Annotated in this window: 5 protein-coding genes; all 5 read right to left on the reverse strand. The window is 61.8% G+C overall.

All coding sequences use genetic code 11. The annotated features are described in order from the left end of the window. Nucleotides 1–452, reverse strand: a 452-nt coding sequence (locus AC1DX0_RS32650) for an HflX-like GTP-binding protein (protein WP_477358506.1), incomplete at its 3' end; no start/stop codon positions are given. Continuing rightward, entirely contained in the window at nt 453–698 is a 246-nt protein-coding gene (gene hfq, locus AC1DX0_RS32655; RefSeq protein WP_006202172.1) for an RNA chaperone Hfq, read from the reverse strand. Nucleotides 699–843: 145 nt separating this feature from the next. After that, complete coding sequence (locus AC1DX0_RS32660) at nt 844–1,707, reverse strand: D-amino-acid transaminase (protein ID WP_477220621.1); 864 nt, start codon at nt 1,705–1,707, stop codon at nt 844–846. Between the two features lie 97 nt (nt 1,708–1,804). Further along, nucleotides 1,805–3,166, reverse strand: coding sequence for a nitrogen assimilation response regulator NtrX (ntrX, locus tag AC1DX0_RS32665; RefSeq protein WP_477358508.1), 1,362 nt, complete (start codon nt 3,164–3,166; stop codon nt 1,805–1,807). Then, nucleotides 3,156–3,762 (reverse strand): sensor histidine kinase (locus tag AC1DX0_RS32670; RefSeq protein WP_477358510.1); only part of this gene is annotated, 607 nt, incomplete at its 5' end. The genes AC1DX0_RS32670 and ntrX, both read right to left, overlap by 11 nt.

Genomic DNA, 3,762 nt, shown 5'->3' on the forward strand with positions numbered 1-3,762 from the left:
TCCTTGGTGCGSGCGCGCTCGCCRAAGATCTCSAGGATCAGCCCGGTGCGGTCSAGCACCTTGGCGTTCAWYTCYTTTTCGAGATTGCGCTGCTGCACTGGCGTCAGCGGATGATCGACGATGACCAGTTCCGCATGACCCTCTTTGACGATCTCGGCGAACTCCTCGACCTTGCCGCTGCCGAGCAAGGTCGCCGGCCGCGGGTCGTTGACGGTCACCACCGCCGTATGGATCRGATCAAGGTTGATGGCGCGSGCAAGGCCGACSGCYTCGTCGYGGCGYGCSTCRGCYGAWCGCGTCAGCCGCGGRCGGTTCGTWTCGTCGTCGCCGCGCGGCTGGCGGGTAAGCACAGGCACAATGACGACAGCCCGGGTCGGACCCTTGGCTTGCGTCCCGGGATGATGCGCTGGTTTTCCGCGAACGGTGGCGTCCGCGTCCTTCTCACGTGCCAATCAGGCGCCCTGGCTTTCCTCGCCATCGAACATCTGAACCGGCTGGCTCGGCATGATCGTGGAAATGGCGTGCTTGTAGACGAGCTGGGAGTGACCGTCGCGGCGCAGCAGCACACAGAAATTGTCGAACGAAGTGACGACGCCGGTCAGCTTCACGCCGTTGATGAGAAAGATGGTGAGCGGGTTCTTGCTCTTGCGAACTGAATTCAGGAACAGGTCCTGAAGGTTTTGCGATCGTTCCGCCATTGTTCTTGTCTTTCGCCGATCCCCTTCGGTTTGCAAGCCAATGCGCCAAATTGTCGGGCACATGTCAAGCACGCAAACACCGTCTTGTCGTCAGTAACGACAAGCAGAACGAGATATATTGATGTTCATTCCACCTGAGCGGTTATCAGGCTGGACTTTTTTCCGCAATGTCAAAAAAGGCCTGCCGCAACGAAAGTGTCACAGAGCCGGGGTGGCCGTTGGCGACCGGATCGCCGTCAATGGCCACGACAGGCATGGCAATCGTCGTCGCGGAGCTGATGAACGCCTCGCGCGCCGCCTTGGCCTCGGCGACGGAAAAACCGCGCTCTTCGATCTTCAGGCCGAGCTTTGCCGCCACTTCGAACATGGTCGTGCGGGTGATGCCGCGCAGGATGCCGTGCTCGGCAGGCCTCGTAACCAGGACGCCGTCCCGGGTGACGATCCAGGCGTTGGACGAGCCACCTTCCTTGACGTTGCCGTCGGTGTCGACGAACCATGCCTCCTGGGCACCGGCTTCCTTGGCTTTCTGCTTGGCCAGTACATTGGGCAGCAGTCCGACAGTCTTGATGTCGACGCGGTCCCAACGGTTCTCGGGCACGGTGATGACCGCTATGCCGGTCTCGGACCGCTTTGCTCCAGCCGCCGGATCAGCCTTCTTGGCCGTGACCACCAAGGAGGGCTTGGTGTCCGCCGACGGGAAAACAAAATCGCGGCTGGCGACGCCGCGCGTCACCTGGACATAGACCAGACCGTTGGCGACATGGTTGCGGTTGACCACTTCGCGCAGAATGAGCGGCAGCACGTTGCGCGCGACCGGCCAGGCGATCGACAGTTCGGTGAGCGAGCGGTTCAGCCGGGCAAGATGGCGCGGCATGTCGACGATGAAGCCTCGCGCCACCTCGCAGACCTCATAGACACCGTCGGCAAATTGATAGCCGCGATCCTCGATATGCACGGAAGCGTCCGCGTGGACGACGTAGCGCCCGTTCACATAGGCAATGCGCGGCATGGGTGATCCCTCAGAAAAGTCCCGGCTTTCTTATGCGATTCCGCCGCACCCGTAACCGACAATTGCGTAGGCCACGGCCAGGCTGACTTTGTGTGCGTCAGACGCCCAGCGACTTSAGCTTGCGGTGMARGGCGGAACGCTCCATGCCGATGAACTCGGCSGTYTTCGAGATGTTGCCGCCAAASCGGTTGATCTGGGCGATCAGATAGTCCTTCTCGAACTGTTCACGCGCTTCTCGCAACGGCAGCGCCATGATGTGCTGGTCGGACTGGTTCGGCGTGCGCGGCATGACATCGCCGATCTCGGACGGCAGAAGGTCCGCGGTTATCGGCGCATCGACGTCGTCGCCACGCGCCAGGATCATCAGGCGCTCGACATTGTTGCGCAACTGGCGGACGTTGCCCGGCCAGTTGTGCGCCTGCAGCACGGCCAGCGCGTCGTCGCCGATGCGGCGCGGCTTGATGCCGGCCTGGCGGGCGATCTGCTTCATGAAGTTGTCGACGAGATAGGGAATATCCTCGCGCCGCTCGGCCAGCCCCGGCACCATCACCGGAACCACCGCCAGGCGATGATAGAGATCCTCGCGGAAACGCCCGTCGGCAATCATCGCTTCCAGGTTCTGCGAGGTCGAGGAGATGATGCGGACATCGACCTTGACCCGCTTGGTGCCCCCTACCCGCTCGAACTGCTGCTCGACCAGCACGCGCAGGATCTTATTCTGCGTCTCACGCGGCATATCGGCCACTTCGTCGATGTAGAGGATACCGCGATGGGCTTCTTCCAGCGCACCGACCTTGCGCTCGACACCATTCGATTCGGTGCCGAACAGCTCGATTTCCATGCGCTCGGGGGTGATGTTGGCGGCACTCAGCGTCACGAACGGCGCGCCCTTGCGGGCCGACAGCGTGTGGATGGCGCGCGCCGCCAGTTCCTTGCCGGATCCCGATGGGCCGATGATCATGACACGGCTGTTGGTCGGCGCGACGCGCTCTATGGTCTGGCGCAGCTGGCTCATCGCCGACGACATGCCGATGAGATCGAAGGTCTCGCCGCTCCGCAGCTTGAGGTCGGAAACCTCGCGCCGCAATTTCGAGGTTTCCAGCGCACGCTCGGCAATGAGGATCAGCCTGTCGGCCTTGAACGGCTTCTCGATGAAATCATAGGCGCCACGACGGATGGCCGAGACCGCCGTTTCGATGTTGCCGTGGCCGGAGATCATCACCACCGGCAGCGTGGGATGCATGGTCTTGATCTCGTCGAGCAGCGCCAGGCCGTCCAGGCGCGAGCCCTGCAGCCAGATATCGAGGAAAATCAACCTCGGCGCACGATCAGCTATAGCAGCGAGCGCGCTGTCGGCATCGAATGCCGTACGGGTTTCATGACCTTCATCGCTCAGGATGCCCGCGACGAGCTCACGGATGTCTTCCTCGTCATCGACGATGAGAATATCAGACGCCATTACCGACCTTTTCAGTTTCTCTTTCGTTTTCCGTCTTGGCTTCACCGCGCAACGGCGTGGCAGCCACAGGCGGCAGGATGATACTGATCATCGCGCCACGCCCGTTGTGGAAATCCGCAGGGGCATCATGAAGTTCCAGCCTGCCACCATGGTCCTCCACGATCTTCTTTACGATAGCGAGACCAAGCCCGGTGCCCTTCTCGCGTGTGGTCATATAGGGCTCGAGCAGCCGTTGGCGATTCTCGCGCGGCAGGCCTTTGCCATTGTCGATGACGTCGATTCGAATCGCGCCATTCTGGCGCCCGGCTTGAATCCGGATTATGCCGTGCGAACCGTCCTTCTGTTCCAGTCCGTCGATCGCTTCGGCGGCGTTCTTGATCACATTGCCAAATGCCTGCGCCATCAGGCGGCTGTCGAACGTGCCCTTGAGCGGCTCGTTGCCGAACACACGTTCGAAGCCAATGTCGGCGCGGCTGACTTCGACCAGGAATGAGGCCTCGCGCAGCGATTCGCGCAGATCGATGGCCTTCATCTCGGGCTTCGGCATCCGCGCGAAGGCGGAGAATTCGTCGACCATGCGGCCGATGTCCTCGACC

The organism is Mesorhizobium sp. P3_A9, assembly GCF_056402975.1.

Bases quoted from the DNA above. Each gene is read 5' to 3' on its own strand.
- hfq (WP_006202172.1), bottom strand. From the start codon at position 698: ATGGCGGAACGATCGCAAAACCTTCAGGACCTGTTCCTGAATTCAGTT.
- AC1DX0_RS32660 (WP_477220621.1), bottom strand. From the start codon at position 1,707: ATGCCGCGCATTGCCTATGTGAACGGGCGCTACGTCGTCCACGCGGAC.